This is a genomic window from Flexivirga sp. YIM B11880 (genome assembly GCF_058148645.1).
Map to the genome: position 1 here is coordinate 60,502 of NZ_JBMAMH010000002.1, position 23,520 is coordinate 84,021.

Sequence of the window (23,520 nt, forward strand, 5' to 3'; positions counted from 1 at the left end):
GGCCTGCGTGCGTCGGCGTGACGGCATACCGCCGGCTCGCGCGGCGACTCTGACGCCCGTATTGATCGTCTGACGGTCGGATTCGACCGTCAGACGTGAAGTGGACCGTCAGGGTGGCCGGGAGGACCACAAGGTGCGTGGTGAGGCGTGGCACGTCGGGCAATACCGCAACTTGGCCGGGCCGGACGATACGGTCGTCCTGACCTGTCCGATCGCCGGAACACTGTGGAGTGACCCATGCCCGACGCCAACGCGGTGCAGCCGTTCATCGACACCTTCCCGCCGGACGCCGGCACACGCGTCCCGAGCGACGACTTCGTGGCGTATGGCGAGACGCGCCTCCCGGATGCACTCATCGAGCTCTGGCGCGCCCACGGTCTCGGTTGGTATGGCGGGAGCCGGGTCGCGCTCGTCGATCCGGGGGCCTGGATGCCGACGCTGCAGACGTGGTTCGGATCGGGCGTCGGCAGCACCCCGTTCGCGGTGACCAGTTTTGGGCACGTCTACCACTTCGACCGCGTCGACGGGCACGACCGCATCCAGTGCCTCGATCCGCACTTCCAGCACAACGTGGTGGTCTCCGAGGACGGCACCACGTTCTTCACTGAGCACCTGACCGGCTCCAACTCGCACCCGGCGGACCTGCGGGAGCTGCACAAGGCGTCGATCGCGGCCAAGGGCGAACTCGGCGAGAACGAGATCTTCTACTTCGAGCCGATTCTCGCGCTCGGCGGCAAGGTCAACCTGGACAACCTCGCCAAGGGCGACGGCCCGGAGCACGTGTCCGACATACATCGGCAGATCGCGGCCAGCCGCCAGCGCCCCTGAGCCGCCCCCTTTCGCCGAGAGGCTCAGCAACGACCGAAAGGCTCATTAAATCGGGGGCGAAATCGCCGGATTTACTGAGCCTTTCGCGTTTAGGTGAGCCTCTCGGCGAGATCAGCTCAACTCGTGTGGTGAACCTCCTGGAGGCCGTAGACCGGGGTCGGGATGCCCTCGTAGCGGGCCTTCAGCTGCAGCGCCAGGTAGAGCGAGTAGTGGCGTGACTGGTGCAGGTTGCCGCCGTGGAACCACAGCGCCTCCTGCTGGGTCGGCTTCCACATGTTGCGCTGCTCGCCCTCCCACGGCCCGGGGTCCTTGGTGGTGTCCGAGCCGAGACCCCAGACCTTGCCGACCTTGTCCGCGGTCTGCTGGTCGATGATGTCGGCGACCCAGCCGTTCATCGAGCCGTAGCCGGTGGCGTAGACGACCAGGTCGGCGGGCAGTTCGCTCCCGTCCTCGAGCACCACCGAGTTCTTCGTGAGGTGGTCGACGTCGCCGTGCGCGAGCTTCACCTTGCCGTCACAGACCAGCTCCGAGGCGCCCACGTCGATGTAGTAGCCGGAGCCGCGCCGCAGATACTTCATGAACAAGCCCGACCCGTCGTCGCCCCAATCATGCTGGAAACCGACCTTTTCCAGCCGGTCGTAGAAGTCCTTGTCGCGCTCGGCCATCTGTTGGTAGAGCGGGATCTGGAACTCGTGCATGATCCGGTAGGGGAGCGAGGCGAAGATCATGTCCGCCTTGTCGGTGGTGACGCCGGCCTCGACCGCCCGCTCGGAGTAAAGATCGCCGAGCCCGATGTCCATCAGCGTCGCCGACTTCACGATGTGGGTGGAGGACCGCTGCACCATCGTGACGTCCGCGTCGTGCTCCCAGAGCGCGCCGCAGATGTCGTGCGCCGAGTTGTTGGAGCCGACGACCACGACCTTCTTGCCGGTGTAGGCCTCCGGGCCGGGGTGCTGGCTGGAGTGCTGCTGCTCGCCCTCGAAGACGTCCATGCCCGGGAAGCTCGGCAGGTTGGGCTTGCCCGACATACCGGTCGCGAAGACCAGTTGCTTGGGGTGCAGCACGATCTCCTCGCCGGCCCGGTCCACGGTGACCGACCAGGTCTTGGTGCTCTCGTTGAACGTCGCCGACGTGACGCGCGACTTCGGCCAGTACGGCACGTCCATGACGCGCGTGTACATCTCCAGCCAGTCGCCGATCTTGTCCTTCGGCGCGAAGACCGGCCAGTTCGGGGGGAACGGCAGATAGGGCAGGTGGTCGTACCAGACCGGGTCGTGCAGGCACAGGCTCTTGTAGCGCCCGCGCCACTGGTCGCCGGGGCGGTCATGGTTGTCCAGCACGACGTGCGGCACCTTGAGCTGGCGGAGGCGCGCACCGAGAGCGATGCCGCCCTGGCCGCCGCCGATGACCACGACATACGGCTGCATCTCCCGGCCGAGGGTGGCCTCCTCCTCCTGCTTCTTCTCCAGCCAGGACTTGCGGCCGGGGGCCAGCTGGTGCTCGACGCCCTGCGGACGGTTCGCGCCCTGGTTCTCCTCGTGTCCTTTGAGCTCGCGCAGGCTGGTGAGCAGCGTCCACGCCTTGAGCTCGCCGTCCTCGTCCTTGAGACGCAGGTGGCCCTTGCCGCGGCCGACCGCGGTCTCGAAGGTGAGCCAGCACTCGATGACCCCGCCTGCCTCGGTGGGTTCTTCGCTGAACGCCCAGCCGACGGGCTCGGTGCGCTCGAGGGTCTCCTGCAGAAGGGTTTGTATGCCGTCCCGGCCCTCCGAGGTCTTGATGTTCCAGGTGAACGACACCAGATCACGCCAGAAGCTCTGGAGCGCGAAAAGGTCGACGGCCGCGTCGATGTCGCGGGTGCGCAGCGCCTCATCGAAGTCGGCGAGCCATTTCTCGGCCCGCCCCCGGGGACTGGTGGTGTCGAGAGCAGCGGTCTGCGGGTCCAGGGTCTCGGTCATGACTCATCCTTTCCGAACCGAATGTGAGGTACAGCACACCTCGCGGCTACGCTGGATGGAAGCGTTGCAACACGTTGCAACCGGTCCGTCCCGGCGTCGGCGAAGGAGACCCTCTGGTGGCCGACTACAACGCCCTCGCCCGGGGCACCGACCTCGCCGGATACGCGCGTGAACTCATGCGGATGCACGAGGCGCTGATCGGCGGCGGCCGCGCCGCGATGCAGCCGCGGCCGGTCGTGTCCCGATCCTGGCAGCGCGTCCTCGGCTTCGGGCTCGTGCCCGACCGTCCGGGTCCGCGCGAGCCGGTGTCGCCCGAGCGGCTGGAGCAGTTGCGGCGGATGTCCCCGCTGCGGCTGGTCATCGACGACCTCGCGCGGGTGATCTCGAGCGTGGCCGACGCCTCACACTTCCTGATGGTGGTGACCAACGGCGACGGCATCATCCTCTGGCGCCGCGGTGCCAGCAACGTACGCCGTCGGGCCGACGAGCTCGGCTTCAGCGAGGGCGCTCGGTGGACCGAGGACGAGGTGGGCACCAACGCCATCGGCACCGCGCTGGAGGAGGCCAGCCCGGTGCTGCTCTTCTCGGGAGAGCACTTCGAACAAGCCCAACACCCTTGGTATTGCACCGCTTTCCCGATTCATGAGCCGCGCACCGGCGAACTGCTCGGCATCGTCGACATCAGCGGTCCAGCTCTGACGCTGCACCCGGCGATCAGTGCGCTGGTGGAGACCGCGGTGCTGCTGGCGGAGTCCTTGCTGCGGCGACACCACGAGGCGGCGCTGGAGCGGCTGCGACTGGCCGCGGAGCCGATCGTGGCGGCGACCGGTGGGCCGGCCCTGGTGGTCGACGACGCGGGCTGGGTGGCGCACAGTGCGGGCGTGACGACCCGTGACCGCATCGGCGTGCCGGAGCCGGACCGGCCGCTGGCCGTCCCCGGTCTGGGGTTGTGTATGCCGGAACGCCTCGACCTCGGCTGGCTGGTCCGCCCGGCCGCGACCGACCGGCATCTCACGGCGCGTCTGGAGGTGGGCCGCAAGCCGGTCATCGAGATCCGCGCGGATGCCGACCCGTGGCGGGTGGCGTTGTCCCAGCGGCACGCGCAGATCCTCCAGCGGCTGGCCGGTGCCGGGCGCGAGGGGCTCACGCCATACGACCTCAGCGTGGCGCTGTTCGGCGACGGTGACCATGTGGTGGCGGTGCGCGCCGAGGTCTCGCGGTTGCGCAAGACGCTCGGCGCGATCGTGGACAGCAGCCCCTACCGCATCGCCGACGGGGTGCAGCTCACGGTCGCGGTCCCGGGGTGAGTAGTCCCCCTCGCCGAGAGGCTCACAACCGCATCGAGAGGCTCAGAACGGCGGCGGATCCGCGGCGCCACTTCTGAGCCTCTGGAGATTTTGTGGGCCTCTCGGCATGGGTCGCGGCTAGGAGGAGGAACGCGCCTCCTTCGGCACGTTGACGACGGGCATCACGTGGTCGGCGTATGACGCCAGCGTGTGCTCCTTGTCGTCGTGCTGCAGGTAGACCGCGAACTGGTCGACGCCCAGCTCGCGCAACTCCTCGATGCGTTTGACGTGCTCCTCGGGCGGCCCGACGATGCAGAACCGGTCGACGATCTCGTCGGGCACGAACCGGGTGTGCGTGTTGCCGGCGCGCCCGTGCTGGTTGTAGTCGTAACCCTGGCGCCCGGCGATGTAGTCGGTCAGCGCCGTTGGCACGCCTGACGACTCGCCATACCGGCTGACGATGTCGGCGACGTGGTTGCCCACCATCCCGCCGAACCAGCGGCACTGGTCGCGGGCGTGTTCGGCCGACTCGGCGGTGCCGTCGGTGACGTATGCCGGGGCCGCGACACAGATCGTGATCGACGCGGGATCGCGGCCGGCGGCCGCCGCGGCGGATCGGACCGCGTCGACCATCCACGCGGTGATCTGCGGATCGGCGAGTTGCAGGATGTAGCCGTCGGCCACCTCACCCGCGAGGGCGAGGGCTTTCGGCCCGTAGGCGGCGACCCACACCTCCAGGCGCGACCCGGTCGCCCACGGCAGCCGCAAGGTCGTGCCGCCGTAGGAAACCGCGTCGCCGCACGCCATACCGCGGATGACGCCCACTGCGTCGCGCAGGGCGGCGAGCGTGCTGGGCCGCCCGCCCTCCACCCGCACCGCCGAGTCACCGCGTCCGATTCCGCAGACCGTGCGGTTGCCGTACATCTCGTTGAGCGTGGCGAACAGCGAGGCGGTGACGGTCCAGTCGCGCGTGGTCGGGTTGGTCACCATCGGCCCGACCGTGACGCGGCGCGTGCGGTCCAGGATCTGGCTGTAGATCGGGTAGGGGTCCTGCCACAGGATGTGGCTGTCGAAGGTCCAGACGTGGCTGAACCCGAGCCGGTCGGCTTGCACCGCGAGATCGACCACCCGTGCCGACGGGGGAGTGGTCTGCAGGACGACGCCGAAGTCCATCACACGAGGTACTGCGACAGGGAGCGCTTGATGAACTGTCCACGGCCCGGTGCACCGCTGAATTCGCCTGCATCCACGACGATCTCGCCTCTGGACAGCACAGTTTCCACCTTGCCGGTGAATTCCCAACCTTCGTAGACCGAGTAGTCGACGTTCATGTGATGGGTCTGCGCCGAGACGGTCTGCGTCGCGTTCGGGTCGTAGATCACGATGTCGGCGTCGGACCCGGGCGCGATCACGCCCTTCTTGGGGTACATGCCGAACATTCGCGCCGGTGTCGCCGAGGAGATCTCCACCCAGCGGGCCAGGCTGATCTCACCCTTGGTGACCCCGAGGTGCAGCAGGTCCATCCGGTGCTCGACACCGGGCAGGCCGTTGGGTATGGCGCGGAAGTCGTCCCGGCCCAGCTGTTTGTCGGGGACGAAGCAGAACGGGCAGTGGTCGGTGGCGACCACCGACAGGTCGTTGGTGCGTATGCCGCGCCACAGCTTCGCTTGCTCCTCCACCGGTCGGAGGGCTGGGGTGCAGACGTACTTGGCCCCCTCGAAATCCGGTCGTGCGAGATCGGATTCGTCGAGGAAGAGGTATTGCGGGCAGGTCTCACCGAAGACGTTCCGGCCGGCATCACGCGCGGCGGCGACCACATCGACTGCTGCCCCGCTGGACAGGTGCACGAAGTAGACCGGCGTGCCGGTGACCGCCGCCATCTGCGACGCCCGGTTCACGGCTTCCGCCTCCAGCGCGATCGGCCGGGTGAGGCCGTGCCACTTGGGCTCGGTGTGGCCGGCGGCGACGGCCCGCTGCACGATCTGGTCGATCGCGGTGCCGTTCTCGGCGTGCATCATGATCGTCGCGCCGTTGTCCGCTGCGCGGTACATCGCCTGAATGATCTGGTCGTCCGTCGACAGGAACACGCCCGGATAGGCCATGAACAGCTTGAAGCTGGTGACACCCTGGTCGACGAGGCCGTCCATCTCCTTCAGCGACATGTCGTTGACATCGGCCAGGATCGCGTGGAACCCGTAGTCGATGCAGGCTTTTCCCTCGGCCTTCGCGTGCCAGGTGTCGACCGCCTCCTGCAGCGAGCCGCCCTTCTTCTGCACGGGGAAGTCGACGATCGTGGTCGTGCCGCCCCAGGCCGCGGCCCGCGTGCCGGTCTCGAAGTCGTCGACGCTGAAGGTGCCACCGAACGGCATGTCCATGTGGGTGTGCACGTCGATGCCACCCGGTAGGACGTACTTGCCCGATGCGTCGATGGTGCGATCGGCGGTGACGCCGAGTGCTGCGGCGATGCCAGGGGCGAGCACGGCGGACACGGTCTCGCCGTCGACCAGCACGTCGGCGGGCGCGGCACCCTGCGGTGTGACGACCTGACCGCCCGAGATGAGTGTTGTCGTCATACTGTGACTCCTTCGTCCTGCTCGGCCGTGTCAGCCGAATCGTCATACGAGACAGGGATTCTCGACACTTTCATCAACACCGCGTAGATGACCGCCGCCGAGACGAGACCGACGATCCAACCGTAGTCCGCGAGCGGCTTGAGGAAGGGGATCAGCCCGTCGGCCGGGAACGGGCCCGACTTGGTGCCGTCGGCAGCGACCGCTGAATACGAACCACCCGCCGCGAGCAGGGCCGCGACGACGAACGCGACGACACCGCGCCAGTTCCAGCCGCCGGAGTACCAGTACAGGCCGTCCGTGCGGTAGAGGTCGCGGACCACGATGTAGCGGCGGCGGACGTACCAGTAGTCGATCGCGAGGATGCCGGCGACCGGCCCGAGGATCGCGCCGACGACGCCCAGCCAGGTGAAGATGTAGACGTGCGGGTTGGAGACCAGCTCCCACGGGAAGATCAGCACGCTGAGGACGCAGGTGATGAGCGCACCGCGCCGGAAGGTGATGTATTTCGGTGCGGCGTTGGCGAAATCGTATGACGGGCTCACCAAGTTGGCCGCGATGTTGACCGACAGGGTCGCGATCATCACGGCCGCCAGCGCGACCAGGGTGCCGACCCAGCTGTTGATCTTGGCGGCGAGCTGGATCGGATCCCAGATGGCCTTGCCGTAGACCTGCTCGGACGCCGACGTGACCAGCACCGACAGCAACGCGAAGAAGGTCATCGTGGTCGGCAGCCCGTAGGTTTGGCCGAGCATCTGCTTCTTCTGGGAGCCGCCGAACCGGGTGAAGTCGGAGATGTTCAGCGACAGCGTCGCCCAGAACGCGATCATGCCCATCAGCGCCGGCCCGAACGCCTTCCAGAACGCGTGGCCGTGCAGCGTGCCCGGCTGAGACAGGATGTTGCCCACCCCGCCGGCCTTGATCCACATGTAGACCAGCAACGCGACGGCGGCCACCAGCACCACTGGCGCCGCCCAGTTCTCGAACCGGCGCAGCGTCTCGATGCCGCGCACGATGATCGCGATCTCGATCAGCCAGAAGACGAAGAAGCTGAGCCACTGGGTCCACGGATAGGCACCGATGTGGGATGCGTCGGCCCAGCCGGAGCCGAACATCTTGCCGGCCAGCAGGAAGATGCCTTCGCCGCCGATCCAGCTCTGCACGCCGAACCAGCAGGTGGCGGCGAATGCCCGGATCAACGCAGGGAGATTGGCGCCGAGCACTCCGAAGCTCGCCCGGGCGAGGACGGGGAACGGTATGCCGTACTTCGTGCCGCCGTGCCCGTTGAGCAGGATCGGGATCAGCACGATGACGTTGGCCAGCAGGATGATCAGCACCGCCTGCTGCCAGCTCATCCCCGCCGCGACGAGCCCGGACGCCAACAGCCAGGACGGGATGTTGTGGCTCATCCCGATCCACAAGGCGCTGTAGTTGTAGGTGTTCCAGTGCCGTTCGGGCAATTCGACGGGACTGAGATCGCTGTTCGCGAACGCCGTGTTGGCCAGCACCGACTTGTCCTCGAGGGTGACCCGGCCGTCGGCGTGTTCGAGCTGGCCGTGGTGGACGGTGTGCTGGGCGTCGATCGTCATACGGGGCTCCTCCGGGGAACGAGAATGCGCGTCACAGTAATCGCGGCAGTGGCGGGCGTCCTCGTTCACTGTGTCACGCATCACAGCCGTTGCGTTGCGTGTTGTATCGGCTCGTTTGGCCATCGGCGAGGCGCCGGATCGGCGAGAGTGGAGGAGTGACGCATTCGATGACCCTGGCCGAGGTGATCGAGCTCGCCGCGAGCCGGGAGGGCCAGCCGGAGGTGCTGCACGGACACGAGCACCTGTCCGACCCGGTCCGGTGGTGTCATGTCGGCGAGGTGCCGGACATCGGCACCATGCTCAGCGGCGGCGAGGTGGTGCTGACGACCGGTGCCCTACTCACCTCGGAGAAGGATCAGGTGGAGTATGTCGAGCGGCTGGCCGCCGCCGGCGCGGCAGCGGTGTTCCTCGGCATCGGCCGCGCCTTCGACGACGTGCCGCGCGCCATGCTGCGGGCGTGCCGGTCGGTGGATCTGCCGCTGATCGTCATGTGGCGTCCGGTCGCGTTCGTCACCATCACCGAGCAGGTGCAGACGATCATCCTGGCGCACGCGACCAGCCGCTCCACCGTTTCCGAAACCGTGCGGGACACGTTGCACCGCTTGACGATTCAGCGGGCGCCGATGCAAGCGCTGGTCGACGAGCTGGCCGGTCTGGCCGAGTGCCCGGTGGTCGTGGAGAACACCGCGCGGCAGGTGCAACTGGCCGCCGGTGAGGCCGGGTTGCGAGAGGTGCTGCGCGACTGGACGCGGCTGTCGCAGTACGTGTCCCGCTTCGGTGGCGACGGCGACGTCCACACCACACCGGACGGCATCGTCGCCGCGCCGCTGACCGAGGGCGGCCGCCCGTGGGGGTCGTTGATCCTCTTCGCGCACGGCGAGCCGGCCGAGCGCACGGAGGTCATCGCCCGGTGCGGGGTGGAGGCACTGAACCTGCACAAGCTGGCCTCCCGCGGCGGCCGCGACTGGCAGCGTGAGGCGCAGGAGGTGCTGCTGGCCGATCTGCTCGGCGGTCATGGCGGCGCGGACCTGCTCGAATTACGTGCCCGGGCATCGGGTTTCCCCATTCGGCACCGGCGGCTGACGCCGTTGATCGTGCGGCTCGGCCGGGCGGAGCGGGAGTGCTCGATGCTGCTCGAGCACGCTCGGTCGGTCGCGGGCCGGCACGGGGTCGGGGTGCTGCTCGGCCCGGTGGAGCAGGGGACCGTGCGGATGCTCGTGTCGAGCCGGCCGGCGGTCGACCCGGTAACCACCGTCGACGAGTTCGGCCGGCGGTTGGCCGCGGAGTCCGACGGGCGCGTCGTGCTGGCCGCGGCCGGGCCGACGGTGGAGGGATTGCGTGGTCTCGCCGGATCGTTCGCGCAGGCCCGGCATACCCTGGCCGCCGCGTCCCGGCTCGGCTGGACCGACCCCGCCGTCGTCCGGCTCGCCGACCTGCGGTTGCCCGGGCTGGTGGAGGTGCTGGCGGCCAACCCCGACGTGCAGGATTTCGTGGACCGCGAGCTCGGCCCCTTGCTGGACAGCCCGGAGCTGATCGACCTGCTGGAGAGTTTCATCGCCAACGGGCTGAACAAGTCCTCGACGGCGCAGGCGCACCACCTGTCCCGGCCGGCGGTCTACCGCAGGCTGGATCAGATCACCGAGCGGCTCGGCATCGACCTGGACGACGTGCGTGCCGTCGCGGGCCTGCATGTCGCGCTGCTGGCGCTGCGTGCGCGTGGCCGGTGACAGTCGCTAATCGAGCGCCCTCCGCCATACGACCTATCGCTCGGTGATCGCCGTGTAGGTGTCCGGCCGCCGGTCGCGGTAGAAAGCCCAGGTGGCGCGCTGCTCCCGGATTGCGTCGAGGTCCAGATCGCGTACGAGCAACTCCTCCACCTGGTCGGAGGCGACGTCGCCGACGAACTGCCCGCGCGGATCGGCGAAGTAGGACGTGCCGTAGAAGTCGTCGTCACCGAGCGGCTCGATGCCGACTCGGTTGAGCGCCCCGACGTAATACATGTTGGCGGCCGCGGCGGCGGTCTGCTCGAGCTTCCACAGGTGGTTGGACAGTCCGCGCGAGGTCGCCGACGGATTGAAGACGATCTCCGCGCCGGCCAGCCCGAGGCCGCGCCAGCCCTCCGGGAAGTGCCGGTCGTAGCAGATGTAGACGCCGACCTTGCCGACCGCGGTCTCGAAGACCGGCCAGCCGTCGTTGGCGCCCGGCCGGAAGTAGAACTTCTCCCAGAACCCGTGCAGCTGCGGGATGTGCGTCTTGCGGTACTTGCCGAGGTAGCGTCCGTCCGCGTCGATCACCGCCGCCGCGTTGAACAGCACACCCGGCTGCACCTCCTCGTAGATCGGCAGGATCATCACCTGCCCGGTCTCCTTGGCGATCGAGCTGAACCGCTGCACGATCGGGCCGTCCGGGATCGCCTCGGCGTACTCGTACCAGGCCTTGTCCTGGACCTGGGCGAAGAACGGCCCCATGAACAGCTCCTGGAAGCAGATCACCTGGTTGCCCTGCCGGGCTGCTTCGTGCGCGATCTCCTCGTGAGCGTCCAGCATCTTATCCTTGTCCCCGCGCCAGTGGGTCTGGAACAGAGCGGCTTTGACAGTGGTCATGGGCGGCCTCCCGCGATCGCTTTCGTCGGTGATGCAGCGACGCTAGTCCGGAGCGCCGGCCGCGGAACCCGTCGTGATGTCACGACAATGCGCCCTGGTGTTACACGGTGGCCGCAATCGAGTTGGTGACCGGTATGCCGGGCGAATACACTGGTGGCACCAGCGTTCGAGCCGTCATCAGCGGCGAGCTTCCGGAAGAACAGCGCCCGTGCCAGTCCAACGGCGGGTGCCCAGTAGAACCGGACGGGACGAGCCCGTCACAGCTCATGCACGAGCGGTCGTATGACGAGAGGCTTCTCGCCATACGGCAAGCGAGGTGGTACCGCGGTGCCGGCCCGACGGGCAGGCGTCGTCCTCGGCCAGGACGAGCCCGACCGCGAGAGAGACGCACCACAGATGACCTACCCGAAGGTCGACCTGACCACAGCCGAACCCACCGGTGTCGCGCCGTCCGCCGATTTCCCCGCCATCGAGAAGGCGGTGCTGAAGTACTGGGACGCCGACGACACGTTCCGTGCATCGGTGGAGCAGCGTGACCCGGGCACCAACGGCAAGAACGAGTTCGTCTTCTACGACGGCCCGCCGTTCGCCAACGGGCTGCCGCACTACGGCCACCTGCTGACCGGCTACGTCAAGGACCTCATCCCGCGCTATCAGACGATGCGCGGCAAGCGCGTCGAGCGACGGTTCGGCTGGGACACCCATGGTCTGCCCGCCGAACTGGAGGCGATGAAGCAGCTGGGCCTGAAGACCAAGGACGAAATCCTCGAGATGGGGGTCGACAAGTTCAACAAGGCCGCCCGGGCCTCGGTGCTGCGCTACACCGACGAGTGGCGCGACTACGTCGAGCGGATGGGTCGCTGGGTCGACTTCGACAACGACTACAAGACGCTGAACCCCGACTTCATGGAGTCGGTGATCTGGGTCTTCAAGCAGCTCTACGACAAGGGGCTCATCTACGAGGGTTTCCGCGTGCTGCCCTACTGCTGGAACGACGAGACGCCGCTGTCCAACCACGAGCTGCGGATGGACGAGGACGTCTATCAGATGCGGCAGGACCCGGCGGTCACCGTCGGATTCCGCTGCACCAGCAGCAAACTGGACGTGCTGCAGGACGCGTTGTTCCTCGTGTGGACCACCACGCCGTGGACGCTGCCCGCCAACCTCGCGGTCATGGTCGGGCCGGACATCGACTACGTGGTGGTCGAGACCGATGTGCCGACCGGCACCACCCAGCGATACGTGCTCGCGCACGCCCGGCTGGCGGCATACGCGAAGGAGCTGTTCGGTGACGCCAAGGCCGACCCCGAGCCGTATGTCGTGGCGCGGCTCACCGGCAACGACCTGCTGGAGTCGGTCTACGCGCCCCCGTTCACCTACTACGCGGGCCACGACAAGGCGTTCCGTGTCGTGCCGGCCGACTTCGTCACCACCACGGACGGCACCGGGCTGGTGCACACCGCCGGGGCGTTCGGTGAGGACGACATGATGGTCACCGACCGCGAGGGCATCGTCGCCGTCATGCCGGTCGGGCCGGACGGGCGGTTCACCCACCCGGTGAACGAATACGAAGGCATGTTGGTCTTCGACGCCAACCCGCACATCATCGACGACCTCAAGGCAGGGGCCGGCGCTGTCACTCCGGGCACGGTCCTGCTGCGCCGCGAGACCTACGAGCACTCCTACCCGCACTGCTGGCGGTGCCGGAACCCGTTGATCTACAAGGCGGTCAGCTCCTGGTTCGTGCGCGTCACCGAGTTCAAGGGTCGGATGCTGGCGCACAACCAGGAGATCAACTGGGTGCCTGGCAACGTCAAGGACGGCCAGTTCGGGACGTGGCTGGCCAACGCCCGCGACTGGTCGATCACCCGCAACCGGTTCTGGGGCAGCCCCGTGCCGGTGTGGAAGTCGGACAACCCGGCATACCCGCGCGTCGACGTCTACGGCTCCTTCGAGGAACTCGAGCGCGACTTCGGCGTCACGGTCGACGACCTGCATCGGCCGGGGATCGACCGGCTGACCCGGCCGAACCCCGATGATCCGACAGGGAATTCGACGATGCGTCGCGTCGAGGACGTGCTCGACGTGTGGTTCGACTCCGGCTCGATGCCTTACGGCCAGGTGCACTACCCCTTCGAGAACGCCGACTGGTTCGAGCACCACTACCCCGCCGACTTCATCGTCGAATACATCGGCCAGACCCGCGGCTGGTTCTACACGCTGCACATCCTGGCGACCGCGCTCTTCGACCGTCCGGCGTTCAAGAACGTCATCTGCCACGGCATCGTGCTGGGCTCCGACGGGCAGAAGATGTCCAAGTCGCTGGGCAACTATCCGGACGTCTCGGAGGTCTTCGACCGCGACGGTGCGGACGCGATGCGCTGGTTCCTGATGAGCAGCCCGATCCTGCGCGGTGGCAACCTGATCGTCACCGAGCAGGGCATCCGCGACGGCGTGCGCCAGGTGCTGCTGCCCTTGTGGAGCAGCTGGTATTTCTTCAGCCTCTACGCGAACGCGGCCGGCGCAGCAGGGCATTGGCGCACCGACTCGAGCAATGTCATGGACCGGTACGTGCTGGCCAAGACCCGCGACCTCGTCGACACGGTGCGCATGGACCTCGACGAGTTCAATGTCGCGGGCGCCTGTGACGCCGTGCAGTCGTTCCTCGACGTGCTCACCAACTGGTACATCCGCCGGTCGCGCGAACGCTTCTGGTCGACCGGCGGAGTGGACGAGGACAGCCAGGCCGCGTTCGACACGCTCTACACGGTGCTGGAGACCGTGTGCCGGGTCGCCGCGCCCCTGCTGCCCTTCGTCACCGAGCAGGTATGGCGCGGGCTGACCGGCGGCCGTTCGGTGCACCTCACCGACTGGCCGGTCGCCACGGACCTACCGTCCGACGCACAGCTGGTCGACGCCATGGACCGGGCCCGCGCCATCTGCTCGACCACGCTGTCGGTCCGCAAGGCTCAGCAACTGCGGGTCCGTCTGCCACTGGCGAAACTGACCGTCGTGACCGACGACGCCGCTGCGCTCACCGACTTCACCGCGCTGATCGCCGACGAGGTCAACGTGCGCGAAGTGCGTCTCGTGGACCTCGCCGACGCCAGCGAGGCCGACTTCGGGATCCGGCAGAAGCTCAGCGTCAACGCGCGTGCGGCGGGCCCGCGCCTCGGCAAGGACGTGCAACGGGCCATCAAGGGCAGCAAGTCCGGTGACTGGTCGGTCGCCGCGGACGGCACCGTCACGAGCGGCGGATTGGTCCTGCAGGCAGGCGAATTCACCCTCGAATCGGTCGTCGACGACCAGGGCGAGGAAGGCAATGTCCCGGCGATGCTGCCCGGCGGTGGTTTCGTCGTGCTCGACACCGAGGTCACCGACGAGCTGCGGGTGGAGGGCCTGGCCCGCGACATCATCCGCGCGGTCCAGCAGGCCCGCCGGGAGGCCGGTCTCGACGTCAGCGACCGCATCCGGCTCGGCATCGCCGGCGACGACGACGCGTGGCAGGCGACGGTTGCCCACCAACAGCTGATCATGCGTGAGACGCTGGCCGTGCAGTTCGGTTCGGCCGGAGCAGGGCACGAGCTGCCGGGCGCCACCGACGCCGACCTGGGCGGTGGCAAGCATGTGTCGATCTCGGTCGAGCGGGTGGAGCCGGCCGCGGAAGGGGCGTCGCGATGAGGGCGCAGGAGCGAACGGCGAAATGAAAATTGCGAGCGGCGTGCTGCTGCGCGCAGCGACCGGTGACGACCTGCAGGACGTGATCGCGGTCGGCCAGCAGACCTGGCCGGTGACCTACGGCCCGATCGCCGGCGAAGACTACGTGGCGATGGGGCTGGCCAAGTGGTGGACCGCGGACGCGACCATTCCCGCCATCCGCGCCGGCCGGGTGACCGTCGCCGAATACGACGGCCGGATCATCGGGATGACCTCGGTCGGGCCGCTCGACGGCCACCTGGCGCTGTGGAAGCTCTACGTCCTGCCGGAGTTCCAGAGCTTCGGCGTCGGCGGGATGTTGATGCGCGCGGCGATCGCCCGGGCGAAGGCCGACGGGTATGACGAGATCGTGCTCTCTTACCTGGACGGCAACGACAAGGCCCGTGGTTTCTACGAGCACTACGGGTTCACCGAGACCGCCCGTGAGAGCACCGGCGGCGGAGTGCCTGATTCGGTGTGGATCCGCCTCCCGCTGACCGACGACCCGAACGACGCAGTGTTGGATGAAGCCCATGGTTAGTGGTCGACCGGACGCCGCGCAACGCGAAGCGGCGCGCAACCTCGAGGTTCGCAAGCGGCTGCGTGAGGTGGAGGAGGCAATCCTCGCCCGCACACCGGAGTCCAGTCCGGAGCCGTCCCTGGAGCGGGTGCGCCGCATCATGGAGCTGCTCGGCGACCCGCAGCGAACCTTCCCGCTCGTGCACCTGACCGGCACCAACGGCAAGACCACCACCACGCGCGCGATCGAGCGCATCCTGCGCGAGACCGGCCTCAGCACCGGGCGGTTCACCTCGCCGCACCTGCACAACGTGCGCGAGCGAATCGCCTTGAACGGCAAGCCGATCGACCCGGAGCGCTTCATCGCCACCTACGATGACGTGCTGCCCTACGTGGAGCTGATCGACGCCGAGGCGCGCGCGGCCGGTGAGCCGACGACAACCTACTTCGAGATCCTGGTCGTCATGGCATACGCCGCTTTCGCGGACGCGCCGGTCGACGTCGCGATCGTCGAGGTCGGCCTCGGCGGTGAATGGGACGCCACCAACGTGGCCGACGGCGCGGTTGCGGTCATCACCCCGGTCTCGCTGGACCACACGCGGCTGCTCGGGTCCACGGTCGAGGAGATCACGCTGGAGAAGCGCGGCATCATCAAACCGGGGTCGATCACCGTCGTGGGGGAGCAGCAGCCGGGCGTCGACCAGCTGATCGCAGAGCGGGTCGCCGAGGTCGGCGGCACGGCGCGGCGCGAAACCGTCGACTTCGAGGTGCTCGAGCGCGACCAGGCGGTCGGCGGGCAGCAACTGACCGTTCAAGGGCTTGCGGCGGTCTACCCCGAGCTCTACGTGCCGCTCTTCGGCGCACACCAGGCGCACAACGTCGCGACGGCGGTCGCCGCCGCCGAGGCGTTTCTCGGGGGAGGGGAGCGTTCTCTCGACATCGAGCTGCTGCGTGCGGCGCTCGCCGACCTCGACTCGCCGGGACGGCTGGAGATCGTGCGGCGTTCACCGACCGTGCTCGTCGACGCCGCTCACAACGCAGCCGGCGTGCGCGCGCTGCGGGACGCGCTGAACGACTCCTTCACCTTCAGCCGGCTGATCGGCGTGCTGGCCATCTTCGCCGACAAGGACGCGGAGGACATGCTGTCCACGCTCGAGCCGGTGCTGGACCACGTTGTGGTCACTCGCAATTCCTCGCACCGCAGCATGCGCCCGGAGGACCTCGGCGAGATCGCGGTGGGCCTCTTCGGTGAGGACCGGGTCGATGTCGTGCCCAATCTCGCGGACGGCATCGACCGTGCTGCCGAACTCGCCGACGAGGGCGGCGTGTCGGGCGGTGTGCTGGCCACCGGTTCGATCACCACGGCGGCCGACGTGCGTGCCCTGCTCGGGGTCACTGAAACGTGATCGGGAACGTCCTGGTCCACGGCGTCGGCGAGCGTATGACCCGCCGCTTCGCCGGCATCGTCGTCGGCTCGCAGACCGTCGCGGTGTTCCTCGGTGCTCTCGTCGCCTGGGCGATCGCCAACGCCCAGCACGACGACGCCCACACGTCATACCTGGTGGTCGGGCTGGTGCTGGCGGTCCTGTGCACCGTCGCTGCCGGCACGCTGCGCCGCCCCTGGGGTGTCACGCTCGGCTGGATCGTCGAGATCGCGACCCTGCTCGCGGGCTTCGTGTTGCCGATGATGTTCGTCGTCGGCCTGATGTTCCTGGCACTCTGGGTCACGGCCCTGGTCCAGGGCCGAAAGATGGACGCCTTGACCGCCCGTCACGAGGAGATATCCGGAGAATGACCTGGCTCGAAGCAATCGTGTTGGGGATCGTGCAGGGGCTGACCGAGTTCCTGCCGGTCTCTTCCTCGGCGCACCAACTCATCGTCGGCCGGCTCTTTTGGGGCAACGACGGCGGCGGCTCCGCCTTCACCGCCGTGAACCAGTTGGGGACCGAGTCCGCCGTCATCGTCTACTTCTGGCGCGACATCGTGCGGATCATCAAGCAGTGGGGCCTGTCCGTGGCGGGGAAGGTGCCACGCTCCGAGCCGGACGCCCGGATGGGGTGGCTGGTCATCGTGGGCACCATCCCGATCGGCGTCCTCGGGCTGGTCTTCAAGGGTTTCATCGAAGGCCCGCTGCGCAACCTGTGGGTCACCGCCAGCATGCTGCTCGTTTTCGCGATCGTCATCGCGGTCGCCGACGCGACGGCCGATGTGAAGACTCGGTCGTCCTCCTCGCGGCACGTGTCCGTGCCGGTCGGTGCCGCCCCCGGTGACGCGGTGAACGACGCGATCGACGGGACGGGTGAGCTCACCCCCGTGGAACAGCACGGCAAGACTCTCGAGGACCTGGACGCCAAGGACGGCATCCGCTTCGGTCTATGGCAGGCGCTTGCCCTGATCCCCGGCGTGTCCCGTTCCGGCGGAACGATTTCCGGTGGTCTGTTCATGGGCTACACACGCAGCGCTGCCGCCCGCTACTCGTTCCTGCTCGCCATACCCGCCGTCGTCCTGTCCGGGCTCTTCGAACTGAAGGACCTGCACGGGAGCGACGGTGACGGGTGGGGTCAGACCGCCGTCGCCACCCTGCTCGCCTTCGGCATCGGGTACGCCGTGATCGCCTGGTTCATGCGGTACATCTCCACCCACAACTTCCGGCCGTTCGTCTACTACCGGATCGCGCTCGCGGTCTTCCTCTTCGGCATGCTCGTCATGGGCAAGATCGCGGCCTAGGCCACGCCCGGGCGAGGCGTCATACGAGCCGTCCGATTGAATGTGCGTCATGGAACGCACCCTCGTCATCGTCAAGCCCGACGGCTACGCACGCGGCCTCACCGGTGAGGTGCTGCGCCGGATCGAGGCCAAGGGGTACACCCTCCAGACGCTGCAGGTCATGACCGCCGACCGCGACCGGCTCGCGCAGCACTACGCCGAGCACGAGGGCAAGCCGTTCTACCAGCCGCTCGTGGACTTCATGGCCGGTGGTCCGGCCGTCTTCGCCGTCGTCAGCGGAGAGCGCGTCATCGAGGGCTTCCGCGCGCTCGCCGGCGCCACCGACCCGACCGCGGCGGCACCCGGCAGCATCCGCGGCGACCTGGGCCGGGACTGGGGTCTCGCCGTGCAGCAGAACATCGTGCACGGCTCGGACTCGCCCGAATCCGCCGAACGCGAGATCGGCATCTGGTTCCCGGAGCTTTGCCGGTAGGCTCCGCTTCGGACGCAACCACAGGGAAAGCCGGTGCAAATCCGGCGCTGACCCGCAACCGTATGCCGCACACGGAATCCGTGTCCGGCGAGCCGGAAAACCTGGCGTCCGACGACGAGCTCGTCGCGGCCCCGCGAGCACGTCGGCGGTTGACCTCTGCGGGCCGCGTGATCTCGTGGAAGGCAAACCAAATGACAGCTTCGCTCCTCACCCGTGCGGGTCTCGCGGGTGCTCTCACCCTGGCCGGTGCCGGGCTCACCGGTCTCGTGACGGCCGCGCCGGCGCACGCCGCAACTCCTGACGCCGGCACCGCGGGTCATTTCCTCGCGAGCCAGCTGGCGGCCGGGGGAGACCACTTCACGGTCAGCGGTTACGCCGATTACGGGCTGACGATCGACGGTGTCCTGGCCCTCGACTCCGCGCACAGCGGGCAGCACGAGGCGGCGCGCGCCGCGGCATACGTCGCCAAGAACGCCGCGTCGTACAACTCCTACGGCACGGACCTGTATGCCGGTGCGACCGCCAAGCTGCTCGTCTTCGCCGAGGCGCAGGGCCTGCCGACGAGCGGCTACGTCAAGCAGCTGAAGTCCCTGCAGCAGCCCAGCGGGCAGTTCAAGGACAAGTCGGCGTACGGCGACTACTCCAATGCGATCGGGCAGTCGCTCGGGGTGATCGGGCTCGTGCGCGCCGGACAGCCGGACCCGGCCGCGGTCGGTTTCCTGGCCAAGCAGCAGTGCTCCGACGGTGGGTTCCGGATGTCGTTCACCGGCTCGTGTACCGGCGACACGGACGCGACGTCGCTGGCCGTGCAGGCGCTGAGCGCGGCGGGCGGGCACCAGGCAGCAGTGACCAAGGCGGTGAACTTCCTCGTCCGCAAGCAGCAGGCGGACGGTGGTGTCATCGAGCCGGCCGCGCAGGCAGCGGCCAACGCGAACAGCACCGGACTGGCGGCGGTCGCGTTCGCGGTGGCGGGCAGGTCCGCGGAGGCGGCGAAGGCCAAGAGCTTCGTCGCGAGCCTGCAGTTCGGCTGCTCGGCACCGAGCGCCCTGCGCGGTGGTTTCGCCTTCGACCGGAAGGCGTTCGACGCCGTCAAGGCGGCGGGCGGCAAGGCCACCGTGAGCGACCAGGAGCGCCGCGCGACGACACAGGCGGTGCTCGCGTTCACCCAGCAGCCTTACCTGACGATCAGGGCCGGCGGGGCCGCCACGGCGCCTGCGCTCTCCTGTGCGACTGCCAGCCCGACCTCCACGCCGACGTCCACGCCGACCGACAGCTCGACGGCCACGGCAACGGCGACCGCGACGTCGACCACCACCGGTCCGCCGATCATCACCGACGGCCCGCAGCAGCCCGGCAACGGCCGGGTGCTGCTCGCGGGAGCAGCGCTGCTCGGCGGCGCCGCACTCGCCGGTGCCGGCCTGCGTCGCCGGCTCCGCTCGAACCGCTGACCCTCAACGCCGAAAGGCTCACACAACGCCGAGAGGCTCAGAAAATCCGGGTGCATCGCACCGGATATCTGAGCCTCTCGATGTGTTTCTGAGCCTCTCGGCAAAGGGAGGCCGCGCGAGTCGCTGCGCGTTACTTCAGTGCGTCGTCCAGTCCGGCGATCGCCAGCTCGAGCAGTTGGGCGAGCTTGGCGCGCTGGGCTTGCGGGACCTGCGCGAGCACGTCGGACTCGACCATGTCGCCCTGTCGGATCACCTGACGGAACATCTCCCAGCCGTCGCGGGTGAGCTGCACCAGGATGCGCGTGCGGTTGTGCTGGTCCGGGGTTCGTTCGATCAAGCCGCGCTTGGCCATCCGGTCCAGCCGGTGCGTCATCGAGGATGGCGCCACCGCGGCGGCGTCGGCCAGCTGGGACGGTGTGGAGATGTTGTCGTCCGCCTCGGCAGCCAGGTAGCGGATGACCGCCCACTCGCCCGGTGAGAGGTCGAGGGCGGACAACTGCTGGGTGTACCACTGCGACAGCCGCCGGGCCAGCCCGTGGACGGCGGTGATGACACGCTGGACCTGCTCGTCGCCGCCGGCCGCGACATACGCCGCCACCTCGGTCTCGTAGCGGCTCCGCTCGGTCTTCCCAGACTTGCCCATGAGGCACATTAGAACGTATGCCGTCGGCGGCGTCCGCACCGCGTTTCGCCCGGGCCGGCGTCGATTAGGGGCGGCACGCCCCGGGCTGATAACCTGTCAAGGCCGTGAAACCGGCCGCGGACCAAGAGCGCCCTGGTGGAAATGCCCAGGTGCACCGCGCAACCACACGAAGAACGGAGATCGCCCACTCATGCCTCTGGACACCGCCACCAAGGCGCAGATCATGACCGAATACGGCACCAAAGAGGGCGACACCGGTTCGCCCGAGGTGCAGATCGCGATGCTGACGCAGCGCATCAAGGATCTCACCGAGCACTCGCGGCAGCACCCGCACGACCACCACAGCCGGCGTGGCCTGCTGCTCCTGGTCGGCAAGCGCAAGCGCATGCTGCGTTACCTCGAAGAGGTCGACATCGAGCGCTACCGCGCGCTGATCAAGCGACTGGGTTTGCGTCGCTGAATTTCACACCAACGCCAGCAAGGCGGCTACCACGGGTAGCCGCCTTGCTGTCGTAGGCGGGTGATGCCGCAGGCGGCCCGACAGGAAGCGGCCGTGCCCGGCATACATCCGTAGTAGTAGGAGAGAAACCACGCACAACGACGATGCGTGGCCAGAAACAAGAACAGGAGGGCCCAATGGAGGGTCCAGAAATCACTTTCGCCGAAGCCGTCATCGACAATGGCAAGTTCGGCACTCGCACGGTCCGGTTCGAGACCGGCCGTCTGGCGAAGCAGGCCGCGGGTGCGGTCGTCGCCTACCTGGACGACGAGACGACTCTGTTGTCCACTACCGCCGCGGGCAAGCAGCCCAAGGACCAGTTCGACTTCTTCCCGCTGACCGTGGACGTCGAGGAGCGGATGTATGCCGCGGGCAAGATCCCGGGCAGCTTCTTCCGTCGCGAAGGCCGCCCGTCGACCGACGCGATCCTCACCTGCCGGCTGATCGACCGCCCGCTGCGTCCGGCCTTCGTCAAGGGCCTGCGCAACGAGGTCCAGGTCGTCATCACCGTCCTGGCCCAGAACCCGGACCACCAGTACGACGTGCTCGCGATCAACGCCGCCTCGGCGTCGACGCAGATCTCGGGACTGCCGTTCTCCGGTCCGATCGGTGCCACCCGTGTGTCCCTGATCGACGGCCAGTGGGTTGCGTTCCCGAACTACTCCGACCTGGAGCACTCGGTCTTCGACATGGTCGTCGCCGGCCGGATCGTCGGCGATGACGTCGCCATCATGATGGTCGAGGCGGAGTCCAACGAGGCGACCTGGGACCTGGTCAAGAACCAGGGCAAGCAGGCGCCGACCGAGGAGGTCGTGGCCCAGGGTCTGGAGGCCGCGAAGTCCTTCATCCGCGTGCTCTGCGAGGCGCAGAGCGAGCTGGCGCAGACCGCCGCGAAGCCGGTGCAGGAGTTCCCGCTCTTCCTCGACTACGAGGACGACGCGTATGCCGCCGTCGAGTCCGCGGCCGCCGACAAGCTGCGCGACCTGTTGTCCATCGCGGACAAGCAGGACCGCGAGGCACAGCTGGACGAGTTCAAGTCCGAGCTGAAGGCGGAGCTCGGTGGCGAGGGCAAGCCGCTGGAGGGCCGGGAGAAGGAGATCTCCGCGGCATACCGCGCCGTGCAGAAGAAGCTCGTGCGCGAGCGCATCCTGCGCGACAAGGTCCGCATCGACGGTCGTGGCCTGGCGGACATCCGCGCGCTGTCGGCCGAGGTCGAGGTGCTGCCGCGGGTGCACGGTTCGGCGTTGTTCGAGCGCGGCGAGACCCAGATCCTGGGTGTCACCACGCTGAACATGCTCCGTATGGAGCAGCAGCTGGACACGCTGTCGCCGGTGTCGCGCAAGCGCTACATGCACAACTACAACTTCCCGCCCTACTCCACCGGTGAGACCGGCCGGGTCGGTTCGCCGAAGCGCCGGGAGATCGGCCACGGCGCGCTCGCCGAGCGGGCGCTGATGCCGGTGCTGCCGACGCGTGAGGAGTTCCCCTACGCGATCCGTCAGGTGTCGGAAGCGCTGAGCTCCAACGGTTCCACGTCGATGGGCTCGGTCTGTGCCTCCACCCTGGCGCTGCTGAACGCCGGTGTGCCGCTGCGCGCGCCGGTGGCCGGCATCGCGATGGGTCTGGTCTCCGCCGAGGTTGACGGCAAGACCGAATATGCAGCGATGACAGACATTCTCGGCGCCGAGGATGCCTTCGGTGACATGGACTTCAAGGTCGCCGGCACGCGGGAGTTCGTCACCGCGATCCAGCTGGACACCAAGCTCGCCGGCATCCCCGCCGACGTGCTGGCCGGTGCACTGACCCAGGCTCGCGACGCGCGCCTGCACATCCTGGACGTGATGCACGAGGCGATCGACGCTCCCGACGAGATGTCGCCCTACGCCCCACGCGTCATCGCGGTGAAGATCCCGGTCGACAAGATCGGCGAGGTCATCGGCCCGAAGGGCAAGATGATCAACCAGATCCAGGAGGACACCGGCGCCGACCTGTCCATCGAGGACGACGGCACCGTCTACATCGGTGCGACCGACGGCCCGTCCGCCGAGGCGGCCCGTGCCGCGGTCAACGCGATCGCCAACCCGCAGATGCCCGAGGTGGGCGAGCGCTTCCTGGGCACCGTCGTGAAGACGACGACCTTCGGTGCGTTCGTGTCGCTGCTGCCGGGCAAGGACGGTCTGCTGCACATCTCCGAGGTGCGAAAGCTCGTCGGCGGCAAGCGGATCGACGCCGTCGAGGACGTGCTGAAGATCGGCCAGAAGGTCCAGGTCGAGCTCAAGGAGATCGACCCGCGCGGCAAGCTGTCGCTGGCCGTCGTCGAGGAGGGTGGCTCCGCGGACAGCGCTGCCGCTGCCGAAGCGGCCCCGGCAGCCGAGCCGGCTCCGGCCTCGGTCGCCGCTCCGGCCGTCGTCGCCGACGACGCGCCGGCTGCCGCAGCCGACGATGCTTCGTCCGAGGACGCCTCGTCCGACGACGAGACGTCGGCCCGTGAGCCGCGCAAGCGCAATCGCCGTCGCGGTGGCCGCGGTCGTGGCAAGGACGGTGGCGAGCACGGCGAGGAGTCGGCGGACGCCGGCGCCGAGCCGGTCGCGGTCGAGGACTGACCCCGGCATACCTCACGGTGGCCGAGTAGCTCGCGAGGAACGAGCGAGCGTATCGAGGTCCGGCCCGGTGTGCGCATTCCTG

The 23,520-nt window shown here is 68.2% G+C and carries 18 protein-coding genes and 1 riboswitch; of the genes, 12 read left to right on the forward strand and 6 right to left on the reverse strand.

Going from position 1 to position 23,520, the window contains the following annotated elements; genetic code table 11:
- The first annotated feature begins 237 nt into the window (after positions 1-237).
- Positions 238-828, forward strand: a complete 591-nt coding sequence (locus ACN8HC_RS04865; protein ID WP_490073752.1) for a T6SS immunity protein Tdi1 domain-containing protein — start codon at positions 238-240, stop codon at positions 826-828.
- A gap of 116 nt (positions 829-944) precedes the next feature.
- Here the strand turns inward: ACN8HC_RS04865 and ACN8HC_RS04870 are convergent, their stop codons facing one another.
- Complete coding sequence (locus tag ACN8HC_RS04870; protein WP_490073753.1) at positions 945-2,783, reverse strand: NAD(P)-binding domain-containing protein; 1,839 nt, start codon at positions 2,781-2,783, stop codon at positions 945-947.
- A gap of 116 nt (positions 2,784-2,899) precedes the next feature.
- Between ACN8HC_RS04870 and ACN8HC_RS04875 the strand changes: the two genes are divergently transcribed.
- Entirely contained in the window at positions 2,900-4,090 is a 1,191-nt protein-coding gene (locus ACN8HC_RS04875; RefSeq protein WP_490073754.1) for a transcriptional regulator, read from the forward strand.
- 117 nt (positions 4,091-4,207) lie between these two features.
- On the opposite strand, the gene ACN8HC_RS04880 is transcribed toward ACN8HC_RS04875, so the two are convergent.
- Genes ACN8HC_RS04880 through ACN8HC_RS04890 form a run of 3 tightly spaced genes read right to left on the reverse strand, consistent with a single transcriptional unit; the run spans position 4,208 to position 8,228 of the window.
- Positions 4,208-5,242, reverse strand: a complete 1,035-nt coding sequence (locus tag ACN8HC_RS04880) for a TIGR03842 family LLM class F420-dependent oxidoreductase (RefSeq protein WP_490073987.1) — start codon at positions 5,240-5,242, stop codon at positions 4,208-4,210.
- Positions 5,242-6,642: a dihydropyrimidinase gene (gene hydA / locus ACN8HC_RS04885; RefSeq protein ID WP_490073755.1), complete on the reverse strand. Its 1,401-nt coding sequence runs from the start codon at positions 6,640-6,642 to the stop codon at positions 5,242-5,244. The genes ACN8HC_RS04880 and hydA overlap by 1 nt, the downstream gene beginning before the upstream one ends.
- Positions 6,639-8,228, reverse strand: coding sequence for an NCS1 family nucleobase:cation symporter-1 (locus ACN8HC_RS04890; protein WP_490073756.1), 1,590 nt, complete (start codon positions 8,226-8,228; stop codon positions 6,639-6,641). Before ACN8HC_RS04890 ends, hydA begins: the two co-directional genes overlap by 4 nt.
- Before the next feature lie 155 nt (positions 8,229-8,383).
- Here ACN8HC_RS04890 and ACN8HC_RS04895 point away from each other — a divergent pair, with 155 nt between their 5' ends.
- On the forward strand, positions 8,384-9,955 hold the full coding sequence (locus ACN8HC_RS04895) for a PucR family transcriptional regulator (RefSeq protein WP_490073757.1): 1,572 nt from the start codon (positions 8,384-8,386) through the stop codon (positions 9,953-9,955).
- 33 nt (positions 9,956-9,988) lie between these two features.
- Here ACN8HC_RS04895 and ACN8HC_RS04900 read toward each other — a convergent pair whose 3' ends face one another.
- Entirely contained in the window at positions 9,989-10,831 is an 843-nt protein-coding gene (locus ACN8HC_RS04900; RefSeq protein ID WP_490073758.1) for a nitrilase-related carbon-nitrogen hydrolase, read from the reverse strand.
- 396 nt (positions 10,832-11,227) lie between these two features.
- On the opposite strand from ACN8HC_RS04900, the gene ileS reads away from it, so the two are divergent.
- The 7 genes from ileS to ACN8HC_RS04935 all read left to right on the forward strand — a co-directional run bounded on the left by ileS (position 11,228) and on the right by ACN8HC_RS04935 (position 19,693).
- Positions 11,228-14,512: an isoleucine--tRNA ligase gene (ileS, locus tag ACN8HC_RS04905; RefSeq protein ID WP_490073988.1), complete on the forward strand. Its 3,285-nt coding sequence runs from the start codon at positions 11,228-11,230 to the stop codon at positions 14,510-14,512.
- Positions 14,513-14,534: 22 nt separating this feature from the next.
- Positions 14,535-15,068: a GNAT family N-acetyltransferase gene (locus ACN8HC_RS04910; protein WP_490073759.1), complete on the forward strand. Its 534-nt coding sequence runs from the start codon at positions 14,535-14,537 to the stop codon at positions 15,066-15,068.
- Complete coding sequence (locus ACN8HC_RS04915) at positions 15,061-16,452, forward strand: bifunctional folylpolyglutamate synthase/dihydrofolate synthase (RefSeq protein ID WP_490073760.1); 1,392 nt, start codon at positions 15,061-15,063, stop codon at positions 16,450-16,452. The genes ACN8HC_RS04910 and ACN8HC_RS04915 overlap by 8 nt, the downstream gene beginning before the upstream one ends.
- The gene (locus ACN8HC_RS04920; RefSeq protein ID WP_490073761.1) at positions 16,449-16,841 is read left to right on the forward strand and encodes a DUF4233 domain-containing protein; all 393 of its coding nucleotides are present in this window, start codon (positions 16,449-16,451) and stop codon (positions 16,839-16,841) included. The genes ACN8HC_RS04915 and ACN8HC_RS04920 overlap by 4 nt, the downstream gene beginning before the upstream one ends.
- Positions 16,838-17,773 (forward strand): undecaprenyl-diphosphate phosphatase, encoded by a 936-nt coding sequence (locus ACN8HC_RS04925; protein ID WP_490073762.1) that lies wholly within the window; start codon positions 16,838-16,840, stop codon positions 17,771-17,773. Before ACN8HC_RS04920 ends, ACN8HC_RS04925 begins: the two co-directional genes overlap by 4 nt.
- 49 nt (positions 17,774-17,822) lie before the next feature.
- The gene (gene ndk, locus ACN8HC_RS04930; protein WP_490073763.1) at positions 17,823-18,245 is read left to right on the forward strand and encodes a nucleoside-diphosphate kinase; all 423 of its coding nucleotides are present in this window, start codon (positions 17,823-17,825) and stop codon (positions 18,243-18,245) included.
- Positions 18,216-18,368, forward strand: a riboswitch (cobalamin riboswitch). It overlaps the preceding gene by 30 nt.
- 68 nt (positions 18,369-18,436) lie before the next feature.
- Positions 18,437-19,693 carry a prenyltransferase/squalene oxidase repeat-containing protein gene (locus ACN8HC_RS04935; protein ID WP_490073764.1) on the forward strand — a complete coding sequence of 419 codons (1,257 nt, stop codon included), beginning with the start codon at positions 18,437-18,439 and terminating at the stop codon, positions 19,691-19,693.
- Positions 19,694-19,823: 130 nt separating this feature from the next.
- Here ACN8HC_RS04935 and ACN8HC_RS04940 read toward each other — a convergent pair whose 3' ends face one another.
- A complete protein-coding gene (locus ACN8HC_RS04940; protein WP_490073765.1) occupies positions 19,824-20,336 on the reverse strand; it encodes a MarR family winged helix-turn-helix transcriptional regulator in 513 nt (170 codons plus the stop codon).
- Between the two features lie 190 nt (positions 20,337-20,526).
- Here ACN8HC_RS04940 and rpsO point away from each other — a divergent pair, with 190 nt between their 5' ends.
- Both rpsO and ACN8HC_RS04950 read left to right on the forward strand, forming a co-directional pair.
- Positions 20,527-20,796, forward strand: coding sequence for a 30S ribosomal protein S15 (gene rpsO, locus ACN8HC_RS04945; RefSeq protein WP_490073766.1), 270 nt, complete (start codon positions 20,527-20,529; stop codon positions 20,794-20,796).
- Between the two features lie 176 nt (positions 20,797-20,972).
- Positions 20,973-23,438 (forward strand): polyribonucleotide nucleotidyltransferase, encoded by a 2,466-nt coding sequence (locus tag ACN8HC_RS04950; RefSeq protein WP_490073767.1) that lies wholly within the window; start codon positions 20,973-20,975, stop codon positions 23,436-23,438.
- The last annotated feature ends 82 nt before the right edge of the window (positions 23,439-23,520 follow it).